The sequence below is a fragment of the Bradyrhizobium ottawaense genome, from assembly GCF_900099825.1.
Classification (GTDB): domain Bacteria; phylum Pseudomonadota; class Alphaproteobacteria; order Rhizobiales; family Xanthobacteraceae; genus Bradyrhizobium; species Bradyrhizobium ottawaense_A.
Map to the genome: position 1 here is coordinate 5,503,496 of NZ_LT629693.1, position 25,235 is coordinate 5,528,730.

The window sequence follows — 25,235 nt, forward strand, 5'->3', positions numbered from 1 at the left end:
GTGCGCAATTGCGCACTGGAGCGGGCGATCCAGTATTCCACAGGTATTGGCTATGTGGCCAGCCGTTCCAGCAGATCCTGCACCAGGCCCTGCAACAGATCGAGCTTGTAGCCCGTCATTGGCAGCGGCTTTGCGCCTGACGCGGCAAGTCCGGCGGCGCTGGCGATGTTGGCAGCGCTCGCCGGTTGGCCCTGCAGCGCGGTTTCGACGGCCGCAAGGCGCAGCGGCACCGGGGCGATGCCGCCGGCGGTGAGGCGAATGAACTGGAACGCGCCGTCCTTGACCACGGCGCGGGCGCAGATCTCGACCAGCGGCCATTCCGCATGCGTGCGGCTGATGGCGCGCTTGTACAGCGCGCGCTCGCCGGTCAGCGCGACAGGCAGCTCGACGCCCTTGATCAATTCGCCCGGCCGCAGCGCGTTGTCGGCGGTGCCGTCGGAGCCGTCGCCGAACAGGTCGGCGATGGTCAGGCAACCGCGCTGGTTGGTGAGAACGCTGGCGTCGTAAGCCAGAAGTGCGGCGGCAAGCGTCGAGGGATGCGGCGCCACGCAGGGGCCGAGATCGAAGGCGACGCCATAGAGATGATTGCCAGTTCGCGCCGGGCAATCCGATCCGCCCTTCTTCAGGCAGGCGATCTGCGGATTGCGATAATACCAGCAGCGCGAGCGCTGTGCGAGGTTGCCGCCCAGCGTCGCAAGGTGACGGATCTGCGGCGTCGCCAGACCCTGCGCGGATGCCGCGAGGCCGGGATAGGCGGCGGCGATGCGGCTGTCGCTGGCGATGGCGGCGATCGTCGTGAAGGCGCCGATGCGCAACGTGCCATCCGCGCCCCACAGCATGCTTGTCATGTCGGGTTGCGCGGCAATATCGATCAGCGGTCCGGTCGAGACGCCGCTGCGGCGTCGCTCGGAAAGATCGGTACCGGCAGCGCGGAATTCCGGACCTTGCGCGGTGGTCATGGTTGCCGGTGTCATGCGGCGGCCCTCCCTTTGAGTGCGGATATCAGGCGGTCGGGCCGGATCGGCAACTCGGTCAGCCGGATGCCGGTCGCGTTGCAGACGGCGTTGGCGATCGCGGGCGAGGTCGGCACGGTAGCGACTTCGCCGATGCCGACGCTGCCGCCGAGCACGTGGCCGAAGCCGCCTTCGTCGAAATGCACGTCGATCGCGGGAGTGTCGGAGATTCCGGGAATCCGGTAGTCCTCCATCCCGCCCGAGAGAATGTCGCCGGTGACGGAGTCGATCTCGCGCGCTTCGTAGAGGGCGTAGCCGATGCCCTGGATCACCGAGCCCGCGGCCTGGCTGTGGGCCAGCGCGGGTGCGGCGATCTTGCCGACGGCAATGCCGGTGTGCACGTGGACGACGCGGACATGCCCAAGCCAGGTATCGACCTCGACCTCGATCACCTGCACCGAGCTCGGCACGCCGGCCCCGATCACGAGATTGGAGAAGCGCCGCATCATGAAGCCGAAGATCCAGCCGAGCAGGCCGACCTGCTTCAGCGGCGACTGGATTCCGGGTGCCATCTGCTTGCTGTCCTCGGGGCGTTCGCTGGCGGCCGCGAGATCGGGCGAGGCCGCGAGCAACTCGCGCCACGGCGCATTCGAGCCGGGGACCGGTTTCCGTTTCGCATTGGCTTCGATCGCGGTCTTCAGCTTTGCGATCGCGAGCAGCGTCGGCGGAACCACCGAGGCCGTGACGCGGCTGCCGCCTGACCCCGGTCCTTCCGGCAATCTGGAATCGCCGATCCTCACCTCGATCTCGTGCGGCTCCAGGCCGAACTCGCGTGCGACCGTATTGGCGATCACGCTGCGGGTGCCGGTGCCGATATCCTGCGTCGCGGTGCTGGCGACGAGACGCCCGCCCTTGACCGCGACTTCGACCTTGGAGCCGGGCTGCCACAGATACAGCCAGTAGCCGGTGGCGACGGCGACGCCGCGGCGATAGCGGCCGCTTTGTGCGGATGCCGGTTTCCGGTTGCGCCAGACCTCGAGGCCCATCGCCCAGTCGTAGAGACGCTGGCGGTTGGGATCGGGATCCCAGCGCTTGCGAAGCGCGATCGGATCGACGTTCATCCGCAGCGCCGCTTCGTCGATCGCCTGTTCCAGTGCGAACGCCATCGGCGGTCCACCCGGACCGCGGAAGGCGGCGCCGGGCGGCAGGTTGCTGATGACGTCGTAGTCGGCCAGCGCCTTGGCTTCCGCCGGATAGATCAGGCGCGCCAGGGCGGCGATGGTCGAGTTGGTCGCGGCGCCGGTGTCGGCATGCGCGGTGAGCGACAGCGCCTTCAATTCGCCCTGCGCGGACGGCAGCAGCGAAATCTTCACCTCCGCCGCCGGGCGATAGCCGGTCACGGACAATTCTTCATGCCGGTCATAGGCCATGCGGACCGGCGCCTTGGCGGCGCGCGCGAGCTCGATCGCGGCAATGGTCTCCATGCCGAGGCTCGCTTTCGAACCAAAACCGCCGCCGACATGGTCGGCGATGACGCGGACCTTGTCATGATCGAGCTTGAAGCGCTTGGCGATCAGCTCCATCAGATGAAACACCGCCTGGGTCGAGACGTGCACGGTGAGAACGTCGCCGTCGAAACGGGCCACCGCGGCATGCGGCTCCAGGCATGCATGCGATTGCGTACCGGTCCGGAACGTGCCCTCGACCAGCAGCGGATTTTTCGCTTCATGCGCATCTGCCACCCAGCTTTTCACCTGCTTCGGCTTCCTGGAAAACGCCGCCGACGGTCCGCGGATATTTCCCTTCCACGGCGCCGGCGAACCGCCGCCTTCGGAGACGTTGCCGGCCTTCTTGCGATCGGGCTTTTCGAACACGACCGGCGCGTCCGCCTTGCGCGCTTCCTCAAGGCCGATCGCCGCGGGCAGCCTTTCACTGGCGATCCTGATGGCGCCGATCGCAGCAAGGGCGGTCTTGCGATCTTTGGCGGCGACGGCGGCGATGGGGGCGCCGACATAGCGCACGACGCGGTCGTCGTCGAGCAGTGAAATCACCGCGCCGACGCCCGGAATGGCGCGCGCCGGCGCGAGGTCGAGTTCGCCGATCCGCGCATGTGCGAACGGCGAGCGCAGGATCACGCCCTCGAGCTGGCCGTCATGATGGATGTCGACGGTGTATTTCGCCGCGCCCGTCACCTTGTCGCGCGCCTCCATCCGCGGCGGCGAAGCGACGGCGTCGCTGTCGAAACGGCCGGTGCAGGCGTCCGCCACCGCGCGGAAGATGCCGTCATAGGCGCCGCAGCGGCACAGATGTCCCGAAAGTGCGGCGCCGATTTCCTCGCGCGACGGCGTCGCCGTTCCCTTCGCCGCCCGCCAGCGGTCGTGAAACGCCGCGGCCTCGACGATGAAGCCGGGCGTGCAGAATCCGCATTGCAGCGCATCGTGCGCCATGAACGCCTTCTGCACCGGATGCAGTTTTGCCGCGCCGATGCCTTCGACCGTCGTGACCGCCTTGCCGGCCGCGGCGCGCGCCGGCATCAGGCAGCTCACCACAGGCGCGCCGTCGAGCAGCACGGTGCAGGCGCCGCAGACGCCGGCGCCGCACACCAGCTTGGTGCCGGTCAGGTCGAGCGTGTCGCGCACGACCTCGATCAGCAGCGCGTCGGGATCGTCGGGGAGCGGCGCGAGTTGGCCGTTGATCGTCATCGTGCTCATTTGCGATCTCCCAGGTTCTTGCGGACGGATTTTTTCGCGGACTTCTTCGCGGGCTTGTTCGTGGATTTATTGGCCGGCTTCGGTTTTGCGACGCTTGGCTTCGCCGGGCTTGCCGCACCGGCGATGAATGTCCGCAGCATGACTTCCAGATCCCTGAGGAAGGCGGCCGCCGGCTGCATCGCGGGGTAGGCGGATTTGGTGCCGTTGACCGTCATCTCGATACAGCGCGCCAGATCGCGCGGTGTCATCCCGGCATGGAGCGTGAGGCCCTGCTTGCGGCAGATGCGCGCGACCGTCGCCGCCAACTGCTCGACATAGGCGGCGGTGTATTTCTGATAGAGATCGCGGGCTTGCGCGAGATGCTCGGAGAACAGCTCCTCGACATGCGGCGAACCATCAAGCGATTCGGCCAACTGCCTCAGCTTGGCGGTGACCGCGGCGACGACGACGTCGGCGAGGCTGCCGCCGGCCTTCTCGGCGGCGGCGGCCGCAGCCGTTTCGGCGGCGAATGCCTCTTCATACAGCCGTTCGATGACGGCGCGGAACAACGCTTCCTTGGACTTGAAGTGATGGTAGAGCGCCTGCCGCGTCAGGCCTGCGGCTTCGGCCGCCTGCTCGATCGACGAACGGCGGAAACCCTGGCGGCGGAATACCGTCATCGCGGCGTCGAGAACACGGGTGCGGGGGCCCATTTGACGATTTTGACAAAATAGAATGAAATGTCAAATGACGCGACCGTGACACCGGCGGGGTGGGTGCGATGGGTCATTTCCGGCGTGAAGCCGCCGGCTTCGGCGTCGCTCAGGCCCGCGGTTGCGGCGATGCGCATCGCAGTCGCGGCGGGGACGACGCGCGTCCGCAAGGTTACCGAAGTCTGAACCACCGCTCCGGCATTGTGCGCAAATCGTGACGGCTTCCTCAACGCGACAGCGCTAGGAAAGGAGCAGGCGCGGGCGCGCCAGGGTGTTTGGGAAATGTCGATGACCTCGCGCATCGAAACGCAGAAGACCGCGCCGACCAAGTTGCTGCTGACGCTGGGGCTCGCCGTGACGCTGAGCTTTTCCGCGATTTGCGGCTGGGTCCTCTGGCAGGCCGGCGGCAGGGACTACCTGCACAGCCGGGAGGCCGCCGCCAATCTGGTCTCCAGCCTTGCCAGCGAGATCGATCGAAACATCGAGCTTTACGATCTGTCGCTGCAGGCGGTCGTCGACGGCATCAAGCTGGCCGAGATCGACAAGATCAGTCCGGAACTGCGGCAGGTCGTGCTGTTCGACCGTGCGGCTACCGCAAAGGATATGGGTTCGATTCTGGTCACGGATCGTCTCGGCAAGGTCGTGCTGGACTCGCGTTCGCTGGTACCTGCCGAGGCGAATTATTCCGGTCGGGATTTTTTTCAGATTCACGTCAGGCAGGCGGACGCCGGCCTTTATATCAGCCGTCCCTGGGTGGCGCCTGATGGACAATACCTGATCGGTTTCAGCCGGCGGATATCCAATCCGGACGGATCATTTGGCGGGATCGTCGCCGGCAGCCTGCGCGTGAGCTACTTCCACAACCTGTTCAGGAAGCTGACCTACGGTCCCAAGGATTCGATGAACCTGATCAGCGCGGACGGCACCATTCTGATGCGGGCGCCGTTCGACATCGACACGATCGGGCAGAGTCTGCGCAAATCCCAGGTATTTCAGCAGTTCCCTCGGGCACAGAACGGCTGGTACGAAACGGCTTCGATCCTCGACGGCGTTCGGCGCCTGTTCGTCTTTCAGCAAGTCGGTCATCATCCGCTGCTGATCGTCGAGGGTGTTTCGCTCGAAACCATTTATGCCGACTGGTGGCGGGAAGTCTGGCTGATCGGCTCGATCATGCTCGCACTTTGCGCGATCACGATGGCGCTGACCGTGTTTCTGGCGTTGGCGCTGAAGCGACGAACCGCTGCCGAAAGCCAGCTCGCGCTGCTCGCCAGCACCGACGGCCTGACCGGGCTTTACAACCGGCGGAAATTCGATGAGGTCCTGTCCAGCGAATGGCGCCGTTCACAGCGGTCGGCCGGGCCGCTCGCGTTGCTGATGATCGATGCGGACAGCTTCAAGGCCTACAACGACACGCATGGACACCAGGCAGGTGACGCGGCGCTGGCTTCCATCGCCGAATGCATCGCCAACGGGACAAGACGCGCATCCGACCTCAGCGCGCGCTATGGCGGCGAGGAGTTCGCGGTACTGTTGCCGGGCGAATCGATCGAAGGCGCCTGCCGCATTGCCGAGGAGATTCGTGCCAGCGTGCTGTCGTTGCGCAGCCAGCAGCACGGACGTCCCGATATTTGCCCGACGATCAGCATCGGCGTCGCTTCCCTGGTTCCGCAGGTTGGGCTGGCACCACGCGACCTGGTCAAGTCGGCCGATCTGGCGCTCTATGAAGCGAAGCATGCGGGGCGCAACCGCACGGTCGCCGCGCCAACCCCGCTGTCCGCGCGTCGGGATCGGGCGGCCTGATTAGCCTGACGGGATGAGCGAAGCGAAATCCGCGATGGCGGCGACACCGCTCCGGATATCGCTTCGCTCATCCCGGCCGAAACAACTCGCCCGCCGTTATGCCGGCTTCGCCCGATAGGCAGCCATGAACATCCGCGTTGCGCTCTCGACCACCTGCGCGATGCGCTCGGCGGAAGGCGCGGGGGCTGCCTGAAACACGAATGGCAGGAACAGCGAGGCCTGGCACATTTGATGGAATTGCGACGCCGCGAGCTGGCAGTTTTCGATTGCGAGATCGTTCGATCGGACATGCGCCTGAAGGTAATCGGCGAGGCGGTTGATGGTTTTTTCCAGCACGTTCTCGTAGTAGCGGCGGCCGACATCGGGCATCCGCTCGGCGATCGCCATCACGGTGCGGATCGCGGAGCCGCCGCCGGGCCGGCACACCAGTCCGATATAGGCGTTGCCGAATTCGCGCAGCGTGGTTTCGACATCGCGCCCCGGATCGAAATTGAAAACGACCTGGCCGTGCGCGAGCGCTTCTTCCTGAACGATCGCCTCGAACAGCCGGTTCTTGTCGGCGAAATAGACGTACAGCGTCCCCTTGGAGACGCCGGCCGACCGCGCGATTTCGTTCATGCTGGCGCCGTCAAAGCCGAGATCCATGAAAACCTTGCGGGCGCCGTCCAAAATCTGCCGGCGCTTCGAAGAATCTTCTTCGGCGGCGAGATGAATCGTGTTTGGCGTGGCTGCAACCATTGGTTTATCTTCTCGCCAAAGATTTCAACCCGGGATACGGGCGGGAAGGGTTTTTCGCTCTATGTTCCGATCGGTGAGAATGTATCTTGACCGAACCGTTCGGTCAATGCTACTTTTGAGGGTGACGATGCCCGTGCAGCCGGTTTTTGGCCGCACTTGCATCGCGAAATCGGAATGGGGAGGCCGGTAATGGCCGCAGCGAGAGACCAGGCAGCACGCGTCGTTCGCACCGAGCCGGAAACGGCAGAGGACGAAGTTTCGCGCACCGCCGCCGCCCAGCTGGCGGATCAGCTGCGGACACACGTCGCGGAAGAAACCAAGCGCCGCCCCGCGGAGACGCCGGCGACCCCCGCAACGGAAAGCCCGGCCAAGGCCGCCGACAAACCGGCCGCCGCCGCCAAACCGGGCAAGCGCAAATTCATCATGATGGGCGTGTTCGAATTGCTGGCGCTCGCCGCGATCGGCTACGGCGTCTATTTCCTGCTCGTCGGCCGCTTCTATGTCTCGACCGACGACGCCTATGTCCGCGCCAACAATACCACGCTCGGCGCGCGGGTGGCGGGCCATGTCGCGGCGATCCTGCCGGCCGACAATTCGATCGTTCATACCGGCGACGTGATCTTCAAGATCGACGACGGCGATTACAGGATCGCGGTGGATGCCGCGCGCACCAGGATCGCGACCCAGCAGGCCACCATCGACCGCATCGGCCGCCAGGTGACTGCGCTGGTCAGCGCGGTCGAGCAGGCCAGCGCCCAGCTCGCTTCCTCGGAAGCGGCGCTGAAGCGCGCCGGTCTCGACTACGATCGCCAGCAGGCGCTGAGCACCAAGGGATTTGCCTCGCGCGCGACCTTCGAGCAATCCGAGGCCGGCCGCGACCAGGGCGTGGCGGCGGTGAAGGCGGCGCAGGCCGCCTATGACGCGGCGCGCGACAATGTCGAAGTCACCCGGGCGCAGCAGGCGGAAGCCCAGGCCCAGTTTGCCGAACTGCAGACGTCGCTTGCCAAGGCCGAGCGCGATCTCGCCTTTACCTCGGTGCGCGCCCCGGTCGATGGCACCTTCTCCAACCGGCTCGTCAACACCGGCGATTACATCCAGGCCGGCCAGCGGCTCGCCAATGTGGTGCCGCTCAACGACGTCTTCATCGACGCCAACTACAAGGAAACCCAGCTCAAGCGCATCCGTCCCGGCCAGCCGGTGACGATCAAGGTCGATGCCTATGGCCTGCGCAAGTTCGCAGGTACCGTCGAGAGCATTTCGCCGGCGGCGGGTTCGGTGTTCACGCTGCTGCCGCCGGACAACGCGACCGGCAACTTCACCAAGATCGTGCAGCGGCTGCCGGTTCGCATTCGCGTGCCAAAGGACGTGGCGAAGCAGAACCTGCTGCGCGCGGGGATGTCGGTCTACACCACCGTCGATACCCGCGAAGGCGCCGCCGACGCGGACAGCGACGCCGACCTCGATTTGCCGACGGCTATACATCCGCAGTAATTTTCCTTGAAGCGCCGGGCGCGAGCCCGGTGCAGGTCCCGGGTAGATCATGGCTGACGCCACCACCGCTCCCCCCGGCATGATGAACCCAGCGGCGCAGACCTCCGAGCGGATTCCGCCGCGGCGGCTGTTTGCGTTTCTCATCATGGTGTTCGGGATGTTCATGTCGATCCTGGACATCCAGGTCGTCTCGGCGTCGCTGTCCGAAATCCAGGCCGGTCTTTCGGCCTCCTCCAGCGAAGTGTCGTGGGTTCAGACCTCGTATCTGATCGCCGAGGTGATCGCCATACCGCTCTCCGGATTCCTGTCGCGCGCGTTCGGCACCCGCTTGCTGTTTGCGATTTCCGCTTCGGGCTTCACGATCGCGAGTTTCTTCTGTGGCTTTGCTTCGAGCATCGAGCAGATGATCCTGTGGCGCGCGATCCAGGGATTCCTCGGGGCGGGCATGATCCCGACCGTCTTCGCCTCCGCCTACACGGTGTTTCCGCGCGAGAAATTCTACATCGTCGGCCCGATCATCGGCCTGGTCGCGACGCTGGCGCCGACCATCGGTCCGACGGTCGGCGGTTACATCACCGACTTAATGTCGTGGCACTGGCTGTTCTTCATCAACATCGTCCCCGGCATCGGCATCACCATCGGCGTGCTGGCACTGGTGGATTTCGACGAGCCGAACTTCGCGCTGCTCGAGCATTTCGACTGGTGGGGCCTGTTGTTCATGGCGGGCTTTCTCGGCTCGCTCGAATACGTGCTGGAAGAGGGCCCGCAATATGAGTGGCTGCAGGACACGTCGGTGGCGACCTGCGCGGCGGTCGGCACGATCTCGGCAATCGCCTTCTTCTGGCGCGTGCTGACCGCGAAAGAGCCGATCGTCGATATCAGAACCTTCAGCGATCGAAATTTCGGCATCGGCTGCCTGATCTCGTTCTGCATCGGCATCGGACTCTACGGCCTGACCTACATGTATCCGCGCTATCTCGCCGAGGTGCGCGGCTACAGCGCGCTGATGATCGGCGAGACCATGTTCGTCTCGGGCATCACCATGTTCTTCACCGCGCCGATCGTCGGACGGCTGATGCTGAAGGTCGACCTGCGCTACATCATCGCGATCGGCCTGTGCATCTTCGCGCTCGGTTCCTACCAGATGACCTGGATCACCCGCGATTATGATTTCTACGAATTGCTGGTGCCGCAGATCCTGCGCGGCATCGGCATGATGTTCGCGATGGTGCCGACCAATACCATCGCGCTCGGGACGCTGGCGCCGGAGCGGGTGAAGAACGCCTCGGGCCTGTTCAACCTGACGCGCAACCTCGGCGGCGCGGTCGGGCTGGCTGTCATCAACCAGGTGCTGAACCAACGCACCGATCTGCATATCGTGCGGCTGCAGGAGCGCGTGAACTGGGGCAATGCCACCGCGACCGAAACCCTCAACATGTTCACCCAGCGCCTGCAGGGCATGGGCGATGCCGCGCTGATGGCGATGAAACAGTTATCGCAGATCGTGCACCGGCAGGCGGTGGTGATGGGCTACGGCGACGCCTTCTTCATGCTGACCATTTTCTATTTCAGCCTCAGCCTCCTGGTCATGCTGCTGGATAAACCCGCGGCTTCGGCGGCAGGCGGTGAGGCTGCGCACTAGGCGCGCCGCCGGTAACCGCAATCGTTTGCGGATGTTGCCGGCAAGGTACAGCCTCTGGTCGTGCCATCGCTTATATTGTCCATGGCTTAGCGCGACCGGCGCCATGGAGCATTGAGATGAACAAGCTCGTTCTTGCTGTTTCTGCCCTGGCCGTCAGCGCCGTAAGCGCTTCTGCCGCGGATCTCGCCGCGCGTCCCTATACCAAGGCGCCGCCGCTCGTGGTCGTCGCCGCCTATGACTGGAGCGGCTTCTATATCGGCGCCAATGGCGGCGGAGCGTGGAGCCGCAAGTGCTGGGACATCAATCCGTTCACCATCAACACGTTCTTCGTCCCGCCCACTAACGTGAGTGGCTCCGAAGGTTGCCATACCGCAAGCGGCGCGACCGCCGGCGGCCAGATCGGCTATCGCTGGCAGAGCGCTTCCTGGGTGTTCGGCGTCGAAGCCCAGGGCAACTGGGCTGATTTGCGCGGCTCGAACCTTTCCCAGAACGTATTCTTTGCCGGCACCGGGATTGCCAATCGCAGCCGGATCGATGCGATCGGTTTGTTCACCGGACAGGTTGGATATTCCTGGAACAACGTCCTGCTTTACGTGAAGGGCGGCGCTGCCGTCGCACATGACAAATACGACAGCTTCCTGACCACGGCCTTCGGCGGCCAGCTTCCCGGCTTTGTCGCGAGCCGTGGCGATGAGACGCGCTGGGGCGGGGTGGTTGGGGTCGGCGGCGAATATGCGTTTACGCAAAACTGGTCGCTTGCGCTCGAATACGATCATCTGTTCATGGGATCTCGCGATGTCGCGATGGTCTATGATCCCGCGCTGTTCGTGCCGGCGCTGGTGAACCACAGCGACCGTATCCGTCAGGACATCGACATGGTCACGCTGCGCCTCAACTACCGCTTCGGCGGCCCGGTCATCGCCAAGTACTGACTGAGCCAAGGATTGACTGATCCAAGGATTGACGAAGGCCACGGGCGTTTGTTGAAGGTGGCGTGAACGGATGCGCTCACGCGCTTGTCATATTGCAAATTGCGCCTGATGCATTTATAAGCAGCGCATTGTCACTCGAACCGGGGAGATTTGCATGATTTCGTCTTATTCGCAGACCGCCCGTCCGCGTTCGGTATTTATGCTGGACGCCTGTCTCGCCCTTTGAGGGCGCACTCCGCCGGCATCGATCGGACCGCCTGATTTCCTGATCTCGGGTTGCCGATCTCCAAAGTTTCCCAACGAGTTACCTGTTAATTTAACGACGCTTCGTATCGGCTTGATGCCGTGTTGCGTCGTCCAGATGGAGCCGGCATGCGTGTGGGCGTAGCCGGATGACGCCATGACCACTCAACTCAACAAACGTCCCGCGGCGATCCGCGTGGTGATCCCGTTCGTGTTCCGACACTGGCTCGAACAGCCCGGCCGCGCCGCCATCGTCGCCGGCGGCTTCCTCGGCGCAACGGCGGCTGACCTGTTCATGCCGGTATTCTCGGGGAAACTGGTCGACGCGCTCACGTTGGGAGCGTCCGACCCGGCGGCGCGCCAGGCCGCGTTCGCGGCCTTTGGCGGAATCGTGGCGCTGGGCCTGTTGTCGATGATCCTGCGCCTCACCGGTCTGCAGGCGATCGTGCCGTTCACGCTGAAGCTGATGTCCGACATCGCGCGCGACGCCTTCGTGCGGGTGCAGCGCTTTTCGACCGACTGGCACGCCAACAGCTTCGCCGGATCGACCGTGCGCAAGATCACGCGCGGCATGTGGGCGCTCGACCTGCTCAACGACACCATCCTGATGGCGCTGGCGCCGTCGCTACTGGTGCTGCTGGGCTCGATGATCCTGCTCGGGCTGCACTGGCCGGTGCTCGGTGCTGTGATCGCGGCGGGCACGCTGGTCTATGTGTCGATGACGATTGCGTTTTCGATGAACTACATCGCGCCGGCGGCGCGGATCTCCAATGCCTGGGACACCAAGGTCGGCGGCACGCTGGCCGATGCCTTGAGCTGCAACGCGGTGGTGAAATCCTTTGGCGCCGAAGCGCGCGAGGACGCGCGGCTGGAGGGCGTCATCGGCCGATGGCGCACGCGGGTGCGGCGGACCTGGCTGCGTTACAACTACACCTCGACGGCGCAGCTCGCCGTGCTGCTGTGCTTTCGCGGCTCGGTGATCGGCGGCGCGATCCTGCTGTGGATTGCAGGCCGCGCTTCGCCGGGCGACGTCACCTATGTGCTGACCAGCTACTACATCATCCACGCGTACTTGCGTGACGTCGGCATGCACATCAACAACCTGCAGCGCTCGGTCAACGACATGGAGGAACTGGTTGCGATCCATGGCGAGCCGGTCGGCATTGCCGATGCGCCCGCAGCAAAGCCGATCGATATCCAGGGTGGCCGTATCGTGTTCGATGCCGTGACGTTTCACTACGGCGGTCATCGCACGCCGCTGTATGACCGCCTGTCGGTGGACATCCGCGCCGGCGAACGGGTCGGCCTGGTCGGCCGCTCCGGCTCCGGCAAGACCACGTTCGTCAAGCTGGTGCAGCGGCTTTACGATATCGGCGGCGGCAAGATCCTGATCGACGGTCAGGACATCGCGCTGGCGACGCAGCAGTCGCTGCGCAGCCAGATCGCGATCGTGCAGCAGGAGCCGATCCTGTTTCACCGGACGCTGGCCGAGAACATCGCCTATGGCAGGCCGGGCGCCTCGATGGCGGCGATCGAGCAGGCCGCGCGGCTGGCGAATGCGCATGACTTCATCCTGCGGCTGCCGAAGGGTTACGGCACGCTGGTCGGCGAACGCGGCGTCAAGCTGTCGGGCGGCGAGCGGCAGCGCGTCGCCCTGGCGCGGGCGTTTCTCGCCGATGCGCCGGTCTTGATCCTCGACGAGGCGACGTCGAGCCTCGACTCGGAATCGGAGGGGCTGATCCAGCAGGCGATGGAACGGCTGATGAAGGGCCGCACCTCGATCGTGATCGCGCACCGGCTGTCGACGGTACGCAGCCTCGACCGGATTCTGGTGTTCGATCGCGGCGAAATCGTCGAGCAGGGCACGCACGCCGTGCTGAAGGCACGCCCCGGTGGAATCTATCGCGGGCTGTTCGAGCGGCAGGCGACGGAATTCGGCCGCATTACGGCGGCTGAATGAGGGCGCATTCTTGCTAACGGGTTCCATGCCGGAATATATTTTCCGGCATCGAAGGGGCTTACGCGATGCGCTGGTTCCAGAAAGATCGGCCGCCGGACGTCTGGGAATTTGCCACCGATCAGCCGCTTGGCGATATCGGCGCGGCCCAGAAGATTCGCGAAATTTGTGCGTCCGCAGGCGCCATCGCCGAGCGAATGACTGTCCTGAACGGGCGAAAGGCCGAAAGCCAGAAGGCTTCCGAGGCCGAGCGTTATCAGGCTGCCGTCAAGCGTGCGCTCGAACTGGCGAAACAGATTTCCGACGACGCGATGCGCGATATTTCGGTGAGCCAGATCATCAGCCTGTCGGTGAAGGCCGGGCATATGAAGACGGCAAGGGTGCTGCTGCGCGCCATCCGATCGGACAAGACACAAGCCGAATTGATGGCCGTTCATCCGGCACTGATCGATCAGGACGCCGCGAGCTGAGGCGGCTCCAGCTCCTGTTTCGGTAGCGGGGGCGATACCCGTGCGCGGGTGCGGGTCGAGATCGCCACCGTTGCGACCACGGCTGACGCGAACAGCAGGATCTGCGGCGTGATGGTCTCGCCGGCGAAGAACGACGCCAGCGCAAAGGTGATGAAGGGCTGCAGCAACTGGATCTGCGACACCCGCGCAATGCCGCCCATCGCCATGCCGGCGTTCCACGCGAAGAAGCCGATCCATTGCGAGAACAGCGCGACATAGAGCAGCGCCAGCCACGGCTTTAGCGCGATCTGGGTGATATCCGCGGGCATGGTCAGCATGGCAGCGGGAATCGAGACCGGCAGCGCGATCACCAGCACCCAGCTGATGACTTCCCAGCCCGGCATCTGCGCGGTCAGCCGTCCCGAGAAGGCATAACCGACCGCGGAGACGGCCACGGCCGCAAACAGCAGCACGTCGCCGGACGACAGCGCGCCGCCGCCCTGACGCAGCGCAAATGCGATCACCAGCGCGGCGCCGGCGACGGATGCGATCCAGAACAGGGGCCGCGGTCGCTCATGGGTAATGGCGACGGCGACCAGTGCGGTCGCGATCGGCAAAATTCCCAGAACCACACCGCCATGCGAGGCGTCGACGGTTTGCACGGCCAGCGCCATCAGGAACGGAAACAGGATGGCGACGCACAGCATCGCGATCAGGATTTGCGGCCAAAGCGCGCGCGGCGGCAGCGGGCGGCGCAGCGCGATCAGTAGCGCCAGCGAGCACAGGCCGGCGATCGCGGTGCGCAGCGAAGTCAGTGCAATCGGATCAATCGCCGATACCGCGATCCGCGTCGCCGGCAAGGTGCCGCCGAAGATCGCCATGCCGACAAAACCCAGCAGCAGACCGAGACGTTCGCGTGAAGACGGAGTGGCGCTCATGGCGCGACTGGGTAGCGGCTTTGCCGATCAGCGTACAGCAATCTACTCGGTGCACATGGCGGCCATGCGCCGCTAGCTCGGAGCAATACTGCTCCACACCATGCCGATGCCGGAGATGAACAGCAGGCCCAGCACGAGGTCGTAAAAATTCCGGTCGCTGAGGGCCCGATAGGTGCGCGCGCCGAGCCATGCGCCGAGAAACGTCCCCGGCAACGCCAGCAGCGCGAGCCAGAACACCTCGCCGGCCACGAAACCGCTGGCGATCTGCAGGCACAGCGCGGCGCCGAGCACGATGCCGTTGAAGATCTGGAAAACGCCGCGCCGCTGATCCTTGCTCCAGCCGCGCACGCTCGCCCACAGGATCGGAAGCGGGCCGGACAGGCCGGCCAATCCGCCGAGAATGCCGCCGGCAAATCCGACCGCGCCGTCCGCCGCCCGTCCGCCGAAACTCAACTTCAGATTCGAGCGGATGAAATACAGCGCGGCCGGAAACACCAACAGCATCACGCCAACGCTCAGCTTGAAGATTTGCGGATCGGCGCGTGCGACCAGCAACGCCCCGACCGGCATGCCCAGCAGTCCACCGGCCACGAACGGCCAGGCCAGCCGGAAGTCGAGCAGCTTCCACATCGCCGGCAATGTCCAGAGCTGCGCGCCGACCGAGCAGATCAGGACCAGCGGCACTGCGGCGCTGGCCGGCACCACGTAAAGCCATATCCCCAGCGCCATCAGCGCGGTGCCAAAGCCGGTGAGCCCCGAAACGAAACCGCCGGCAAGCGCGCCGGAAAGCAGGATTGCACAGGTGGCGACGTTCAAATTTTTCTTGCTCCGTCATTCCGGGATGGTGCGCTAGCACCAGACCCGGAATCTCGAGATTCCGGGTTCGCTTCGCGCCCCGGAATGACAATTGTTGGTGGGTGCGAACGTTTACACGACGTAACCGTCCGGTACACTCGCAATTGAAGCCTTCAACAATAACCATGGGAAACGGCCCGATGAATTCCACCTCTCCGAAAACCTTTCTGGTCTGTCACGGCGCATGGTCCGCGGGCTGGGCCTGGAAGAAGATGCATCCGCTGATGCAGGCCGCGGGCCACCGGCTGGTGACGCCGAGCTACACGGGGTTGGGCGAGCGGGCGCATCTGGCCCATCCGGGGCTCGATCTCGAATCCCACATTCAGGACATGCTGAACGTGATCCAGTACGAGGATCTGCGCGACATCGTGCTGGTCGGCCACAGCTATGGCGGCATGGTCGCGACCGGCGTCGCCGACCGCGCGCGCGACAAGGTCGCGCAGTTGATTTACGTCGATGCCTTCGTGCCCGGGGATGGACAGTCGCTGTTCGATCTCAATGAATCCGGGCGGGCGCCGTTGCAGAAGACGGCGAAGGAGGGCGATGGCTGGCGTGTGCCGCCGATGCAGACGCCGCCGGATACGTCAGCCGCCGACGTCGAATGGCTGGCGGCGCGCCGCGTCCAGATGCCGATCAAATGTTTCGAGACCGGGCTGAAGCTGCAGGGCGGCGCGCTGACCTTGCCGCGAAGCTACATCTACGCCACCCGGATCACGCCGGCCGATACGTTTGGGCCGTTCGCGCGCATGACCCGGAGCGATCCGGCCTGGCGCTATTTTGAAATCGACGCCAGCCATTCGCCGAACGTCACCGCGCCGGAAGCGCTGATGGCGCTGCTGGAGACGATTACGAGGTGATCATCGCCCGCAGTTCGGCGATGATCTTGTCGGCCTGGAACGGCTTGTCGAAGAACCGGCTGTCGGCCGGCAACTGGTTCTGGTCGAGCTTCAGTTGCCCGGATACCACGACGATCTTGATCGGCGGCCAGCGGTCGCGCACGGCATGCGCGAGCCTCAGGCCGTCCATCGAGCCGGGCATGTGGACGTCCGTGAACAGCAACATGACGTCCGAGCGGCTTTCCAGGATGGCGATGGCCTCATCGGCGTTCTTGGCCTCGATCGCGGTAAAGCCGGCTTCTTCGACCAGATCGACGGCATGAAGCCGGAGAATGGCTTCGTCCTCGACGATCAGAACGGCGTAGGGTCTGGAGGGCATTTGCGCTCGCTCGTGTTATTCCGCTTGTCCGGTCAGATCGTTCAATCCGGCCTCGAAGCTGCAGACGACGCCCTCGGGCAGATAATCGACTTTGACGGAACCGCCGAAGTCGGATGACAAGGTGCTCTCGATCAGACGGGAACCGAACCCGCGGCGCGATGGCGTCGAAACCGGTGGGCCGCCTTGTTCGCGCCAGCCGAACCGCAGGCTCCGCCGGTCCTCCAGCGGAGTACAATCCCATCTGACGTCGATCGTTCCGCCCGGCACCGACAGCGCGCCGTATTTTGTGGCGTTGGTGGCCAGTTCGTGAAGCGCGAGCGCCAGCGATAGCGCCTGCTTCGCCGTCAGGTCCACAGGCGGGCCGCACGTTGGCCTCGGCACACATGGCGAGGGGTCCGGCGCGTTACGCCGAACCCCTCATTCTCAGTGAAACACGTTTTCTTCACGCGACCGGAAGTCCAGTTCGTTCGAAAACGCTTCGCAAAAGATATCAGCCAGCCTGTAAGCCGGGTTCTGTAAGGCACCGCCGCTTGCGCGGACGATACGTGACGGCCATTCCTCTGGGACCATGTTCGCACATGGCCTCGAGCAACCTACCCGGACGGCGAGCCTGACATCGCCCTGCGGTGTTATCGCATAAAGCGAACTTACCGCGTTGCCGTCCCTATTCGGTTTTGCTCCCGGTGTGGTTTGCCATGCCGTTTCCGTTGCCGGACCCGCGGTGCGCTCTTACCGCACCTTTTCACCCTTGCTGCCCCTCCCTTTCGGGTGGGGAGCGGTTCGTTCTCTGTGGCACTGTCCCTGGGGTCGCCCCCGCCGGATGTTATCCGGCACCGTATGTCGATGGAGCCCGGACTTTCCTCTCCCGCAGCCTTTCGACCGTAGCGGGAGCGGCCGTCCGGCCGACTGACGTCACAGGCATGGGGGCTGCCGCGCGCCGCGTCAAGCGATAGCGATGGTTAATCCGCGCCCGCGGGCGTAATTTTGACGTCGGCAAAGGAGCGGCATATCGGCTTCGGCAATGTAAGGATTGGCCCGCGATGGGCGTCGATCGCGCCAGGCCGGGTCATATCTGCAAGTCCTGTCGGCAAATCCTGTCGGCAAGTCCTGTCGGCAAGTCCTATCGGCTTTGCCGATCGCAGCCATCGGTATTCCTCGCTTGTCAAACCGGCCCTGCGGGTTCACATCGGCGCCATCGTTCCCGACAGATCACAGGCAATGAAAATTCCCGACGGACTTGACGTTGATCTTGGCGAGGCGCTGCTCGACAGCGCCTCCGACGCGATCGTTGCCACCGATCGCGAGGGGCGGATCATGTTCTGGAATCCTGGCGCGGAACGGATGTTCGGCTTCACCGCCGCCGAGACCGTCGGTCAATCGCTCGACCTGATCATCCCGGAGAACCTGCGGGCACGGCACTCGAGCGGCTATCGCCGCACGATGGCGACGGGAACCAGCCGCTACGGTCACGGCGATCTGCTGTCGGTGCCGGCCCTGACCAAAGACGGCCGGCGGATCTCGGTCGAATTCACGATTCTGATGCTGCGTGATCGCGCGCAGCAGGTCACAGGCACGATCGCGGTCATGCGCGATGTGACGAAGCGCTTCGAGGAAGTCAGGGAGCTGAAGCGCCGGCTCGCCGAATCCGGCGACGTCAAAGCGCGATCATGATGGCACGATCATGATTTCTTGCCGGACCTGAGTTTGGTCTCGGCGAGCGCCGTCACGACGCCGACGATCAGCATTGACGCGACGACATCCGCCGTCGCGTCAAAGCCGAAGGCGAGAATGGTCGCGGCAGCCACCGCCGCGAGGATCGAGACCGCAAAGCCCTCGTCGGCAATCAGGCGGCGCAGGTGGCTCATACGCCGGTCGGGTTGCCGCTGGCTGCGACCGTGACTGCGATCACGGCGGCGCGATGCGCCGGCCTCGGTGCCAGGAACCGTACGATCGGATCCACCCAATCCAGCAGTGGCAGCAAGAATCTCGATTTCATCTGCGATATGGCGTTCATGGTCGCCTCCCGAGTTTAATCGCAGCCGAGGCTAGGTCCCCGAATACGTTTGGCAAACGAATAATATTGGCCGTTATTATCGTATTATTAGATATGAAGGCGCCGCGGCGAAGTCCGGCTGCGTGCGCCGGCAGATGATCCCGCTCTGGCGCCCGAAATTAATTTATCCTGACGATGTCGTTTTGCCTGGGGCCCGTTCGACTGGGTGTCGGCGATCCAGCCGATCAATAAGGAGTAGACGAGATGAAGTATCTGTTGCTGATCTATCGAAGCGATGCCGAGTACGTGAAAATGAACCCTGCCCAGCGCAAGGCATTGTCCGGCGAATACGGCGCGTTCACCCAGTCGATCATCCAGAGCGGTCACTTCAAGGCCGGCGACGGCTTGCAACCGGTCTCGACGGCCACCACGGTGCGCATTCGCGACGGCAAGACGCTGACGACCGACGGCCCGTTCGCCGAGACGCGCGAGCAACTCGCCGGTTACTATCTGATCGAAGCCAAGGATCTCGATGATGCGCTGGCGATCGCTGCGCGCATTCCCGAAGCCGTGCGGGGGTGTATCGAGGTCAGGCCGGTCATGATTTATGATAATTGAAGCCCGTCATTTCCGGGGCGATGCGTAGCGTCGAACCCGGAATCTCGAGGTTCCGGGTTCGTGCTGCGCACGCCCCGGAACGACGGCGAGAGTACAACGAGTGCCCATGACACCCACCGAAATCGAACAAACCTTTCGCGACGAGGCGGGCAGGGCGCTGGCGACCCTGATCCGTCTCGTCGGCGATTTCGATCTGGCGCAGGATGCGCTGCAGGATGCGTTCGCGGTGGCGCTGGAGCGCTGGCCTGCGGCCCAGTTGCCGTCCAATCCGCGCGCGTGGCTGGTCAATGTCGGCCGCAACAAGGCGATCGATCGTGTTCGCCGCGACGTTTCGTTCCGCAGCAAGCAGCAGGCGCTGACGCACGAATTGCTGCTGCAGGCGTCGGCGCCTTGTGAGGCAAATGACAGCGCGCTCGACGACGACATGCTGCGGCTGATTTTTACCTGCTGCCATCCGTCCTTTGCCGCCGAAGTGCAGGTGGCGTTGACGTTGCGCACGGTGTGCGGACTCACCACCGCCCAGGTGGCGCGTGCGTTCCTCACTGGCGAAGAGGCAATGGCGCAGCGGCTGCTGCGCGCCAAGCAAAAAATCCGGCTGGCCGGCATTCCCTACGAGGTGCCGGAACGCGAAACGCTCCAGCCGCGCCTGCGCGGCGTACTCGCGGTGATCTATCTGGTTTTCACCGAAGGCTATGCCGCGACTTCGGGCGAGGACCTGATGCGGCCCGACCTGGCGCGCGAAGCCATCCGCGTGGCGCGGCTGCTCGATGCGCTGATGCCTGATCGAGGCGAGATCAAGGGATTGCTGGCGTTGATGCTGTTGCACGATTCACGCCGCGCCGGCCGCGCGACTGATGGCGGCGACATCGTGCTGCTGGAAGAGCAGGACCGCGCGCTGTGGGACCATGGCCAGATCGCCGAGGGACTGGCGTTGCTCGAAGAGGCGTTGCGGATGCCGGGTCCGCCGCAATCCTATGCGGTGCAGGCGGCGATCGCGGCGCTGCATGCGCGCGCCCCGAATTATAATGACACCGACTGGCCGCAGATCGCGGGCCTCTACGAGGTGCTGCTGCGGATCAGCCCGTCGCCGGTGATCGAACTCAACCATGCCGCCGCGGTGTCGATGGTCGACGGGCCGGCGCGGGCACTCGACCTGATCGACGCGGTCGCGGCGCGCGGTGGACTGAAAGGCTACGAGCTGTTGCCGGCCGTGCGCGCCGACCTGCTGCGCCGGCTCGGCCGCCACGATGCCGCGCGCGCGGAATATCTTGCGGCAACGGCCGCGACACAACTCGAGCCGCTGCGGCGGCTCTATGCGCGGCGGATGAAGGAGATGGGTTGAGTTCACCTCGCCCCGCTTGCGGGGAGAGGTCGGATTGCGAAGCAATCCGGGTGAGGGGGTACAGGTCTATCAATTGACACTGGTGCTCGCGGAGAGACCCCTCACCCCGCAAGAGCGGCGCGAGGGAGTCTACCTACTTCACCGCGACGGTGGTCGCCGCCTGCGTCGCATCGGCCGGCAGGCTCGACAGCAATGCGTGCAGCGTGGTCATGGTCGAATGATCGGCAATGCCGTCGACGCGTTCGGGGCGGAAGTGGCGCTGGAAAGCGGTGACGACTTCCATGGTGGCGCCGTCGAACTTGCCTGACGTCGGCACGTTGTAGCCGTATCGGGCCAACGCAGCCTGAAGCCCGGCGACGTCGTCGCTGATGCTGCCCAGCTTGAGCGCTTCGCTGCGCACGATCGGGGCCGGCTGCACCCAGTGGCCGACGCCGGAATTGGCCAGCGAGTGCCACGGGAATTTCTCGCCGGGATCCTTCTTGCGTGCCGGTGCGACGTCGGAATGCGCCAGCACGCGATGCGCCGGTACGTTGCGGCGGAGCATGATGCCGCGGCACAGCGCGATCACGGCGGCGATCTGGCGCAGCGGGAAGTCCGGATAGCCCCAGTCGTGGCCGCGGTTGATGATCTCGACCCCGATCGAGCAGGAATTGATGTCTTCCTCGCCGGCCCAGCATGACACGCCGGCGTGCCAGGCGCGCTTGCTCTCCGGCACGCATTGCACGATGCGGCCGTCCTCCAGCACGATGTAATGCGCCGAGACTTCGGTGCCCGCGGTGCAGAGCTGGGCGATCGCGCCCTCCACATCCGGCATGCCGGTGTAGTGCAGCACGATCATGTCGGCCTGTCGGCCCTTGTTGCGGTCGCCGTAGTTTGCCGACGGGATGACGTCGGAGGCGATCGAGGAATCCGGGGTAAAAGTCTTCATGTCTGCGTTGGCCCTGGGAACGGGGAGGGCGCGTTGACGCTTCGAATCAATACCAGCAGACGCGAACGAACCAGAAGACATTTTTAATACTCAAAAACAGGCAGGAGAACGGCAACGCGGCTTTTACAAAAACGTGCGTTTACTATTCCTTTACCTTGCCCTCTGCGCAATCCGGCAGCCCCGTTCGGTTTCGCATTTTGCCGGAGTGTGTGCGGGGTGCATCACTGGCCCTCCGCGGGCGGAGGTCACCGGCAAGTGACTTAAATTGGCGCCAAACCCGCGAGCCGCCATCAACGCTTTTTTAACGCTAAGTGCCGTTACTAAGTGGTGAAGAGCCGAACCGGTTTTGGGGACGGCAGAGGCCCTCTTTCGCGCTCGAAATGCCATGGCAACCCAGCAAATTCCGTCCGGAAGTGAGGGTTTGCGGGCCGGGGCGGGAAATGGCGAACGCGCCTCACGGCGGCTTTTTAGCCGGGAAAGCCCGGCGAAGCGCAGAGATTCGAGGCGCAATGAGCCTGTTCGCGTCCAAATTCCGTTTTCAGCGGTGGGATACGCCAGAGGCCGGCGCATGACCCCGGCTGCGCCGCGTCATATCTCCGTTCTCGGCCGCGAGGCGGTCGAGATGCTCGCTCCCCATGACGGCGGCATTTACGTCGATGCGACCTTCGGCGCCGGCGGCTACAGCCGCGCCATTCTCGATACCGCGGGAACCCGGGTCATTGGCATCGACCGCGACCGGTCAGCCATTACCGGCGGGTTCGATCTCGTCGACCGCTCGGGCGGCCGGCTGACCCTGGTCGAAGACCGCTTCTCCAATCTCGATAACGTCTGCGCCGCGCAGGGCATTGACGCGGTCGATGGCGTCGTGATGGACGTCGGCGTTTCCTCGATGCAGCTCGACCAGGCCGAACGCGGCTTTTCATTCCGGCTCGGCGGCCCGCTCGACATGCGGATGGGCCACGACGGCCCGACCGCCGCGGATGTGGTGGCAAGGGCCTCCGAGGCCGATCTCGCCAACATCATCTACATCTTCGGCGAAGAGCGCTACTCGCGTGCCGTCGCCCGCGCCATCGTAGCAGCCCGCAAGGAAGCGCCGATCACGACCACGAAGGCGCTGGCCGACATCGTCTCCAAGGTGGTTCATTCCAAGCCGAACGAGATCCATCCGGCGACGCGGACGTTTCAGGGCCTGCGGATTTTCGTCAACGCCGAGCTCGATGAGCTGCATCTGGCGCTTGCGGCGGCGGAACGCGTGCTGAAGCCGGGCGGACGGCTGGTCGTGGTGTCGTTCCATTCGCTGGAAGACCGCATCGTCAAGGATTTCCTCAACGCACGCGGCAAGACCGGCGGCGGCTCGCGGCATTTGCCGGAAATGGCCCAGGCCGCACCGAGCTTCCAGATCCTGACCAAGCGCCCGGTTACGCCCGGCGACGCCGAGATTGCCGCCAATCCGCGCGCGCGTTCGGCAAAACTGCGCGCCGCCGAGCGCACCATGGCATCAGCGCATGGGGCAGGCGAACTGCCGGCGTGGCCCGTGCTATCAGACGTGATGAGGGGAGGCTGACCATGCGTGTCATCCATCTTCTCGTCATCGGCATGCTGGTATTCGCCGCGGCCTACGTCTACCGCATCAAGATGGAATCGACCGCGCGCGTCGAGCGCGTGCTGCGGCTGAATGCGGAAATCCGCGAGCAGCGCGACGCCATCGCGACGCTGCGCGCGGAATGGGCCAAGCTCGACGCGCCGCTTCGGCTGCAAGGCCTTGCCGATCGCTATCTCGGGCTGAAGCCGGTGAGCGCCACGCAGTACGACACCTTGAAGAACCTGCCCGAGCGACCGCCGAGCTTTGCGCGGCCGGGCGCTCCCGATCCGATCGGCGCGATGATCAACACCATCGAAGCTACCGTCGACGCGCAATCCGTAACCGGATCAGTACCGGCACCGGCAAATCGGCCGGGAGATCAGCCGGGGAATCAGCAATGACCGACCAGGCGCTCACCACGACCACAAGCAGGCCCGCGGAGCCGTGGCGACAGCGGCTGATCCGCAGCCTGCTCTACGGGCGCAATGTCGATCGCGCCGCGAAAGCCCGCGCCCGCGTCGGATTTGCTATCCTGGCATTTGCCTGCGTCTACGCGATCCTCGCCGGACGCCTGGTGATGTTTGCGGTCGGCGCCGACAATCACGGCGCACGCCGTACCGCTTCGCAGGACGCAATTGCGACCGCGCGGCCCGACATCGTCGACCGCAACGGCGAGGTGCTGGCCACCGACGTCAAGGCGCCGAGCCTGTTCGCCGAGCCGCGCCGCATCATCGACAAGGACGAGGCGATCGAACTCTTGACCGCGACATTGCCGGACCTCGACACCGGCGAAGTGCGCGACCGGCTGTCGTCGCGCAAGGGTTTTGTATGGCTGAAGCGTGAAATCACCCCGAAGCAGCAGCAGGACATCCACCGCCTCGGCATTCCCGGCATCGGCTTCCTGCGCGAGAACAAGCGCGTCTATCCGACCGGCGCCGAAGTTGCGCATCTGATTGGCCTCGTGAACATCGACAACCAGGGCATCGCCGGAATGGAAAAGTGGCTGGACACCAACGGTCTGGCCGATCTGCACCGCGCCGGCTTTGCCACCGATCGGCTGCAGAAGCCGGTGGAACTGTCGGTCGACCTGCGCGTCGAGCATGCGCTGCGCGACGAACTCATGAAGGCCAAGGAGAAGTTCAAGGCCAAGGCCGCCTCCGGCATTATCTCCAATGTCAGGACTGGCGAAATCGTGGCGATGGTCTCTCTCCCGGATTTCGACCCGAACAATCCGAGAGAGGCGCACGACCCTGAACGTATCAATCGCCTGACCACCGGCGTTTACGAAATGGGATCGACGTTCAAGGCGTTCACGCTGGCGATGGCGCTCGATTCCGGCAAAATCAGCCTGAACTCGATGTGGGATGCGCGGGGAAACCTGCACTACGGCAAGTTCACCATCCATGACAGCCACCAGCTGGGACGTTTCATCAACACCAAGGAAGTGTTCACCTACTCGTCCAATATCGGCGCCGCGCGGATCGCGCTCGGCCAGGGCGTCGAGGCGCACAAGGCGTTCCTCGCCAAGATGGGCCAGTTGACGCGGTTGCGCACCGAGTTGCCGGAGAGTGCCGCCCCGCTGGTGCCGCGCCGCTGGGGTGAACTGAACACGGTGACCGTCGCGTTCGGCCAAGGCCTGTCGGTGGCGCCTCTGCAGGCGGTGATGGGCATCAACGCACTGGTAAACGGCGGCTACCTGATTCCGCCGACGTTCCTGAAGCGCAGCGAAGCAGAAGCGGCGGCGATGGCCAAGCGAGTGGTCAAGCAGGAGACCAGCGACAAGATGCGGTATCTGATGCGGCTCAATGCCGAAATCGGCACCGCCAAGTCCGCCGACGTTAAGGGCTATTACGTTGGCGGCAAGACCGGCACTTCCGAGAAGGTCGTTAACGGCCGCTATGCCAAGAAGCGGGTGCTCAATTCCTTCACCGCGATCATGCCCGCCGACGATCCAAAGTATCAAATTCTTGTCATGATCGACGAGCCGCAGGCGCTACCCGAAACCCATGGGTTCATCACCTCCGGCTGGAACGCAGTTCCCACGGGCGGCAATGTCATTTCCAGGATCGCGCCGCTTTTGGGTGTCGAACCGCGCTTCGATCTGCCGCCGTCCGACCGCCTTATTCTTGCGGCATCGAAGACAACCCAGTAATCCC

25 protein-coding genes and 1 other RNA gene are annotated in these 25,235 nt (G+C 64.5%); 14 read left to right on the top strand and 12 right to left on the bottom strand.

Going from position 1 to position 25,235, the window contains the following annotated elements; genetic code table 11:
* Positions 1 to 50 precede the first annotated feature (50 nt).
* From BLR13_RS25685 to BLR13_RS25695, 3 genes are read right to left on the bottom strand one after another with little or no spacing between them, the layout of a single operon-like run.
* Positions 51 to 974 carry an FAD binding domain-containing protein gene (locus tag BLR13_RS25685; protein ID WP_074818085.1) on the bottom strand — a complete coding sequence of 308 codons (924 nt, stop codon included), beginning with the start codon at positions 972 to 974 and terminating at the stop codon, positions 51 to 53.
* On the bottom strand, positions 971 to 3,664 hold the full coding sequence (locus tag BLR13_RS25690) for a molybdopterin-dependent oxidoreductase (RefSeq protein WP_074818082.1): 2,694 nt from the start codon (positions 3,662 to 3,664) through the stop codon (positions 971 to 973). The genes BLR13_RS25685 and BLR13_RS25690 overlap by 4 nt, the downstream gene beginning before the upstream one ends.
* Entirely contained in the window at positions 3,661 to 4,356 is a 696-nt protein-coding gene (locus tag BLR13_RS25695; protein ID WP_074818080.1) for a TetR/AcrR family transcriptional regulator, read from the bottom strand. Before BLR13_RS25695 ends, BLR13_RS25690 begins: the two co-directional genes overlap by 4 nt.
* A 27-nt stretch (positions 4,357 to 4,383) precedes the next feature.
* Between BLR13_RS25695 and BLR13_RS40385 the strand changes: the two genes are divergently transcribed.
* Both BLR13_RS40385 and BLR13_RS25705 read left to right on the top strand, forming a co-directional pair.
* Positions 4,384 to 4,542, top strand: coding sequence for a hypothetical protein (locus BLR13_RS40385; protein WP_157793719.1), 159 nt, complete (start codon positions 4,384 to 4,386; stop codon positions 4,540 to 4,542).
* Positions 4,543 to 4,644: 102 nt separating this feature from the next.
* Positions 4,645 to 6,156: a sensor domain-containing diguanylate cyclase gene (locus BLR13_RS25705; protein WP_074831115.1), complete on the top strand. Its 1,512-nt coding sequence runs from the start codon at positions 4,645 to 4,647 to the stop codon at positions 6,154 to 6,156.
* Between the two features lie 96 nt (positions 6,157 to 6,252).
* On the opposite strand, the gene BLR13_RS25710 is transcribed toward BLR13_RS25705, so the two are convergent.
* The gene (locus BLR13_RS25710) at positions 6,253 to 6,894 is read right to left on the bottom strand and encodes a TetR/AcrR family transcriptional regulator (protein ID WP_074818076.1); all 642 of its coding nucleotides are present in this window, start codon (positions 6,892 to 6,894) and stop codon (positions 6,253 to 6,255) included.
* Between the two features lie 189 nt (positions 6,895 to 7,083).
* On the opposite strand from BLR13_RS25710, the gene BLR13_RS25715 reads away from it, so the two are divergent.
* From BLR13_RS25715 to BLR13_RS25735, 5 genes are all read left to right on the top strand, one after another.
* The gene (locus BLR13_RS25715; protein WP_074818073.1) at positions 7,084 to 8,385 is read left to right on the top strand and encodes an HlyD family secretion protein; all 1,302 of its coding nucleotides are present in this window, start codon (positions 7,084 to 7,086) and stop codon (positions 8,383 to 8,385) included.
* 49 nt (positions 8,386 to 8,434) lie between these two features.
* Complete coding sequence (locus BLR13_RS25720) at positions 8,435 to 10,027, top strand: DHA2 family efflux MFS transporter permease subunit (RefSeq protein WP_074818072.1); 1,593 nt, start codon at positions 8,435 to 8,437, stop codon at positions 10,025 to 10,027.
* Between the two features lie 116 nt (positions 10,028 to 10,143).
* Positions 10,144 to 10,959, top strand: a complete 816-nt coding sequence (locus BLR13_RS25725) for an outer membrane protein (RefSeq protein WP_074818070.1) — start codon at positions 10,144 to 10,146, stop codon at positions 10,957 to 10,959.
* Between the two features lie 400 nt (positions 10,960 to 11,359).
* Positions 11,360 to 13,162 carry an ABC transporter ATP-binding protein gene (locus tag BLR13_RS25730; protein ID WP_074818068.1) on the top strand — a complete coding sequence of 601 codons (1,803 nt, stop codon included), beginning with the start codon at positions 11,360 to 11,362 and terminating at the stop codon, positions 13,160 to 13,162.
* 65 nt (positions 13,163 to 13,227) lie between these two features.
* Positions 13,228 to 13,629, top strand: a complete 402-nt coding sequence (locus BLR13_RS25735; RefSeq protein WP_074818066.1) for a hypothetical protein — start codon at positions 13,228 to 13,230, stop codon at positions 13,627 to 13,629.
* Here BLR13_RS25735 and BLR13_RS25740 read toward each other — a convergent pair.
* Together BLR13_RS25740 and BLR13_RS25745 are read right to left on the bottom strand one after the other, a co-directional pair.
* Positions 13,611 to 14,546: a DMT family transporter gene (locus BLR13_RS25740; RefSeq protein WP_074818063.1), complete on the bottom strand. Its 936-nt coding sequence runs from the start codon at positions 14,544 to 14,546 to the stop codon at positions 13,611 to 13,613. The genes BLR13_RS25735 and BLR13_RS25740 overlap by 19 nt on opposite strands.
* A 72-nt stretch (positions 14,547 to 14,618) precedes the next feature.
* Entirely contained in the window at positions 14,619 to 15,362 is a 744-nt protein-coding gene (locus BLR13_RS25745) for a sulfite exporter TauE/SafE family protein (protein ID WP_074818061.1), read from the bottom strand.
* Between the two features lie 179 nt (positions 15,363 to 15,541).
* Between BLR13_RS25745 and BLR13_RS25750 the strand changes: the two genes are divergently transcribed.
* Complete coding sequence (locus tag BLR13_RS25750) at positions 15,542 to 16,258, top strand: alpha/beta fold hydrolase (protein WP_074831114.1); 717 nt, start codon at positions 15,542 to 15,544, stop codon at positions 16,256 to 16,258.
* Here BLR13_RS25750 and BLR13_RS25755 read toward each other — a convergent pair.
* The 3 genes from BLR13_RS25755 to rnpB form a co-directional block, all read right to left on the bottom strand.
* Complete coding sequence (locus BLR13_RS25755) at positions 16,248 to 16,616, bottom strand: response regulator (protein ID WP_074818059.1); 369 nt, start codon at positions 16,614 to 16,616, stop codon at positions 16,248 to 16,250. The genes BLR13_RS25750 and BLR13_RS25755 overlap by 11 nt on opposite strands.
* Positions 16,617 to 16,631: 15 nt before the next feature.
* Positions 16,632 to 16,970: a sensor histidine kinase gene (locus BLR13_RS25760; protein ID WP_074818057.1), complete on the bottom strand. Its 339-nt coding sequence runs from the start codon at positions 16,968 to 16,970 to the stop codon at positions 16,632 to 16,634.
* Positions 16,971 to 17,102: 132 nt separating this feature from the next.
* Positions 17,103 to 17,526, bottom strand: an RNA gene (rnpB, locus tag BLR13_RS25765) — RNase P RNA component class A.
* A gap of 308 nt (positions 17,527 to 17,834) precedes the next feature.
* On the opposite strand from rnpB, the gene BLR13_RS25770 reads away from it, so the two are divergent.
* Complete coding sequence (locus BLR13_RS25770) at positions 17,835 to 18,287, top strand: PAS domain S-box protein (RefSeq protein WP_074818055.1); 453 nt, start codon at positions 17,835 to 17,837, stop codon at positions 18,285 to 18,287.
* A gap of 8 nt (positions 18,288 to 18,295) precedes the next feature.
* Here BLR13_RS25770 and BLR13_RS25775 read toward each other — a convergent pair whose 3' ends face one another.
* Both BLR13_RS25775 and BLR13_RS40390 read right to left on the bottom strand, forming a co-directional pair.
* Positions 18,296 to 18,481, bottom strand: a complete 186-nt coding sequence (locus BLR13_RS25775; protein ID WP_074818053.1) for a hypothetical protein — start codon at positions 18,479 to 18,481, stop codon at positions 18,296 to 18,298.
* On the bottom strand, positions 18,478 to 18,630 hold the full coding sequence (locus BLR13_RS40390) for a hypothetical protein (protein WP_154070777.1): 153 nt from the start codon (positions 18,628 to 18,630) through the stop codon (positions 18,478 to 18,480). Before BLR13_RS40390 ends, BLR13_RS25775 begins: the two co-directional genes overlap by 4 nt.
* Before the next feature lie 243 nt (positions 18,631 to 18,873).
* Here BLR13_RS40390 and BLR13_RS25780 point away from each other — a divergent pair, with 243 nt between their 5' ends.
* Entirely contained in the window at positions 18,874 to 19,227 is a 354-nt protein-coding gene (locus BLR13_RS25780) for a YciI family protein (protein ID WP_074818051.1), read from the top strand.
* A 106-nt stretch (positions 19,228 to 19,333) separates the two neighbouring features.
* Positions 19,334 to 20,569 carry an RNA polymerase sigma factor gene (locus tag BLR13_RS25785; RefSeq protein ID WP_074818049.1) on the top strand — a complete coding sequence of 412 codons (1,236 nt, stop codon included), beginning with the start codon at positions 19,334 to 19,336 and terminating at the stop codon, positions 20,567 to 20,569.
* Positions 20,570 to 20,702: 133 nt separating this feature from the next.
* Here the strand turns inward: BLR13_RS25785 and BLR13_RS25790 are convergent, their stop codons facing one another.
* Complete coding sequence (locus tag BLR13_RS25790) at positions 20,703 to 21,578, bottom strand: N-acetylmuramoyl-L-alanine amidase (RefSeq protein ID WP_074818046.1); 876 nt, start codon at positions 21,576 to 21,578, stop codon at positions 20,703 to 20,705.
* 487 nt (positions 21,579 to 22,065) lie between these two features.
* On the opposite strand from BLR13_RS25790, the gene rsmH reads away from it, so the two are divergent.
* The 3 genes from rsmH to BLR13_RS25805 are packed head-to-tail and all read left to right on the top strand — an operon-like array spanning position 22,066 to position 25,231.
* Positions 22,066 to 23,061, top strand: a complete 996-nt coding sequence (gene rsmH / locus BLR13_RS25795) for a 16S rRNA (cytosine(1402)-N(4))-methyltransferase RsmH (protein WP_091976745.1) — start codon at positions 22,066 to 22,068, stop codon at positions 23,059 to 23,061.
* A 2-nt stretch (positions 23,062 to 23,063) separates the two neighbouring features.
* Entirely contained in the window at positions 23,064 to 23,480 is a 417-nt protein-coding gene (gene ftsL, locus BLR13_RS25800; protein ID WP_074818043.1) for a cell division protein FtsL, read from the top strand.
* A complete protein-coding gene (locus BLR13_RS25805; protein WP_074818041.1) occupies positions 23,477 to 25,231 on the top strand; it encodes a peptidoglycan D,D-transpeptidase FtsI family protein in 1,755 nt (584 codons plus the stop codon). The genes ftsL and BLR13_RS25805 overlap by 4 nt, the downstream gene beginning before the upstream one ends.
* Positions 25,232 to 25,235 lie beyond the last annotated feature (4 nt).

Bases quoted from the DNA above. Each gene is read 5' to 3' on its own strand.
- BLR13_RS25775 (WP_074818053.1), bottom strand. From the start codon at position 18,481: ATGAGCCACCTGCGCCGCCTGATTGCCGACGAGGGCTTTGCGGTCTCG.
- BLR13_RS25715 (WP_074818073.1), top strand. From the start codon at position 7,084: ATGGCCGCAGCGAGAGACCAGGCAGCACGCGTCGTTCGCACCGAGCCG.
- BLR13_RS25725 (WP_074818070.1), top strand. From the start codon at position 10,144: ATGAACAAGCTCGTTCTTGCTGTTTCTGCCCTGGCCGTCAGCGCCGTA.
- BLR13_RS25780 (WP_074818051.1), top strand. From the start codon at position 18,874: ATGAAGTATCTGTTGCTGATCTATCGAAGCGATGCCGAGTACGTGAAA.
- BLR13_RS25755 (WP_074818059.1), bottom strand. From the start codon at position 16,616: ATGCCCTCCAGACCCTACGCCGTTCTGATCGTCGAGGACGAAGCCATT.
- BLR13_RS25690 (WP_074818082.1), bottom strand. From the start codon at position 3,664: ATGAGCACGATGACGATCAACGGCCAACTCGCGCCGCTCCCCGACGAT.
- BLR13_RS25805 (WP_074818041.1), top strand. From the start codon at position 23,477: ATGACCGACCAGGCGCTCACCACGACCACAAGCAGGCCCGCGGAGCCG.
- ftsL (WP_074818043.1), top strand. From the start codon at position 23,064: ATGCGTGTCATCCATCTTCTCGTCATCGGCATGCTGGTATTCGCCGCG.
- BLR13_RS25750 (WP_074831114.1), top strand. From the start codon at position 15,542: ATGAATTCCACCTCTCCGAAAACCTTTCTGGTCTGTCACGGCGCATGG.
- BLR13_RS25710 (WP_074818076.1), bottom strand. From the start codon at position 6,894: ATGGTTGCAGCCACGCCAAACACGATTCATCTCGCCGCCGAAGAAGAT.
- BLR13_RS25770 (WP_074818055.1), top strand. From the start codon at position 17,835: ATGAAAATTCCCGACGGACTTGACGTTGATCTTGGCGAGGCGCTGCTC.
- BLR13_RS25705 (WP_074831115.1), top strand. From the start codon at position 4,645: ATGACCTCGCGCATCGAAACGCAGAAGACCGCGCCGACCAAGTTGCTG.
- rsmH (WP_091976745.1), top strand. From the start codon at position 22,066: ATGACCCCGGCTGCGCCGCGTCATATCTCCGTTCTCGGCCGCGAGGCG.
- BLR13_RS25785 (WP_074818049.1), top strand. From the start codon at position 19,334: ATGACACCCACCGAAATCGAACAAACCTTTCGCGACGAGGCGGGCAGG.
- BLR13_RS25790 (WP_074818046.1), bottom strand. From the start codon at position 21,578: ATGTCTTCTGGTTCGTTCGCGTCTGCTGGTATTGATTCGAAGCGTCAA.
- BLR13_RS25695 (WP_074818080.1), bottom strand. From the start codon at position 4,356: ATGGGCCCCCGCACCCGTGTTCTCGACGCCGCGATGACGGTATTCCGC.
- BLR13_RS25740 (WP_074818063.1), bottom strand. From the start codon at position 14,546: ATGAGCGCCACTCCGTCTTCACGCGAACGTCTCGGTCTGCTGCTGGGT.
- BLR13_RS25720 (WP_074818072.1), top strand. From the start codon at position 8,435: ATGGCTGACGCCACCACCGCTCCCCCCGGCATGATGAACCCAGCGGCG.
- BLR13_RS25685 (WP_074818085.1), bottom strand. From the start codon at position 974: ATGACACCGGCAACCATGACCACCGCGCAAGGTCCGGAATTCCGCGCT.
- BLR13_RS40385 (WP_157793719.1), top strand. From the start codon at position 4,384: ATGTCAAATGACGCGACCGTGACACCGGCGGGGTGGGTGCGATGGGTC.
- BLR13_RS40390 (WP_154070777.1), bottom strand. From the start codon at position 18,630: ATGAACGCCATATCGCAGATGAAATCGAGATTCTTGCTGCCACTGCTG.
- BLR13_RS25735 (WP_074818066.1), top strand. From the start codon at position 13,228: ATGCGCTGGTTCCAGAAAGATCGGCCGCCGGACGTCTGGGAATTTGCC.
- BLR13_RS25730 (WP_074818068.1), top strand. From the start codon at position 11,360: ATGACCACTCAACTCAACAAACGTCCCGCGGCGATCCGCGTGGTGATC.